The sequence below is a fragment of the Caballeronia calidae genome, from assembly GCF_900044055.2.
GTDB lineage: Bacteria > Pseudomonadota > Gammaproteobacteria > Burkholderiales > Burkholderiaceae > Caballeronia > Caballeronia calidae.
Genome location: NZ_FCOX02000262.1, coordinates 1 through 1,534 on the forward strand (window position 1 = coordinate 1; position 1,534 = coordinate 1,534).

At 57.1% G+C, this 1,534-nt stretch carries 1 protein-coding gene and 1 pseudogene; one reads left to right on the forward strand and one right to left on the reverse strand.

Translation table 11 applies throughout. The features are described from left to right. Nucleotides 1-67 precede the first annotated feature (67 nt). Nucleotides 68-247: pseudogene (locus AWB78_RS46190) on the forward strand (IS5/IS1182 family transposase); the annotation flags it as partial. A gap of 342 nt (nt 248-589) precedes the next feature. Here the strand turns inward: AWB78_RS46190 and AWB78_RS42480 are convergent. Next, nucleotides 590-1,534 (reverse strand): hypothetical protein (locus tag AWB78_RS42480; protein ID WP_157697909.1); only part of this gene is annotated, 945 nt, incomplete at its 5' end.

Below are 1,534 nucleotides of genomic sequence, written 5' to 3' on the forward strand. Positions count from 1 at the left end.
CACGCGATCACCAGCAAGCTTCCTCGCTGTCCGTGTTGCTGGGAGATCAGGTTAAATTTATGACACAGTGAGACTAGGTGCGGACAAGGGTTACGACGCACAGGAATTCATCGTGGCCTGACACGAGATGAAGGTCACACCGCACGTCGCGCAAAATACCTCGGGACGGCGTTCGGCGGTAGCTGACTCGATTGCCTCGAGCGTGGGCTACGCCATTTCTCAACAAAAGCGCAAGCTGATCGAACAATGTTCTGAGAGGCCAGGATTGAATCGGCTTACTGCGGGAACTACCTTTTCTCGCGCGCCCGTCAACGACATGAGTCTGAGAACTCTTCCTACCGAATACATAAGCTCCGGCACAGACCGATGCTGCAATAGCTTTATTACGTTGTGGTGGGCGGGTGATTGCCATGCAATCCGGCCGCCAACACGGACGCCGCAAGATCGTACTGACCTCACTTGCTCCGGTGTGGCTTGAACCTGTCCGAGTGAAGACTGGCGAACGCATATGACGGCCTCGCGGCGCAAATGCGCGGAACTGATATTAGTTCCTTACGCTTTGGATCGTTGACAGGAGCTATACAGCAATTCATGTCGCGTCCAACAGCTGAATGACCTTGCGTATGGAGTCGTCTGCTTTGTGCACGGCCTTTTCGAGTTTGCTGTCGGGCTGGAAACGGGCGTCGGGACGGTGGTGAAAGAGGCTATTGGCAAGCGGTCCGTATAAGCGCTGATGGAAGAGCACGAACAGCAGGGCGACCTTTATGCCCTTGTCGGTGAGGCGATAGGCGTATCGATTGCCGTCACGTTCGAGCAGCGCGTGGGCGCGCATCTTTCGCAGGTCGTAGCGCAATTGGTTCAGGCCGTAGCGTTTGTCGGACAGGCCAAAGCTTGTCAAGAGCACCTCATGGAGTTGCTGGGCGCGCCAGCCGCCGACCGTGGTGCCGGCGTTTAGCAACACTTGCATGAGGCGAATCATGCGGGCATCGTGGATCTTGATGCCGGGATACTTCGCGCTGCCCACGGTGATGGGTAGCGCCAGGCGCTGCAACAGCGGGAAGTCGACATGCGCGTTCAGGCATCGGGCCTGGAAGGTGGCGAAGCGCTCGGTGATGCCGAGGAACTTCTCGCGCACCTCACCGAGATGGTCGAGCCCTTTCCTCAGGCCGAAGTCCGCCAGATTGTTCGAGCAGATCTCGTTGCGCAGGAACGTGGCGAACTTCTCGTATTGTTTGACAAAGGCGTGCTTCCAGTAGGCACGAAAGATGTGATGCCCATGCTCGATTTGCTCAAGCGTGGTGTTCAGATTGCCATGCAGCCGGTGGGTGATGCGCGTGCCGAAGATCTCTGAGATCTTGTTGACGGATAGCCGCCACAGCCCCAATTCACAGCTGCGCTCGAAGATCTTGTGGATCGGAAAGTGGCGCTTGAAAATGAAGTTGCGGCAGTATTCGATCGTAAGCGATCCACGAACGACGCCCCTCAGAGTATGTGGTGGAACGCGTGGGGCGTGGTAGAGGCAGGTCAGCGGAGG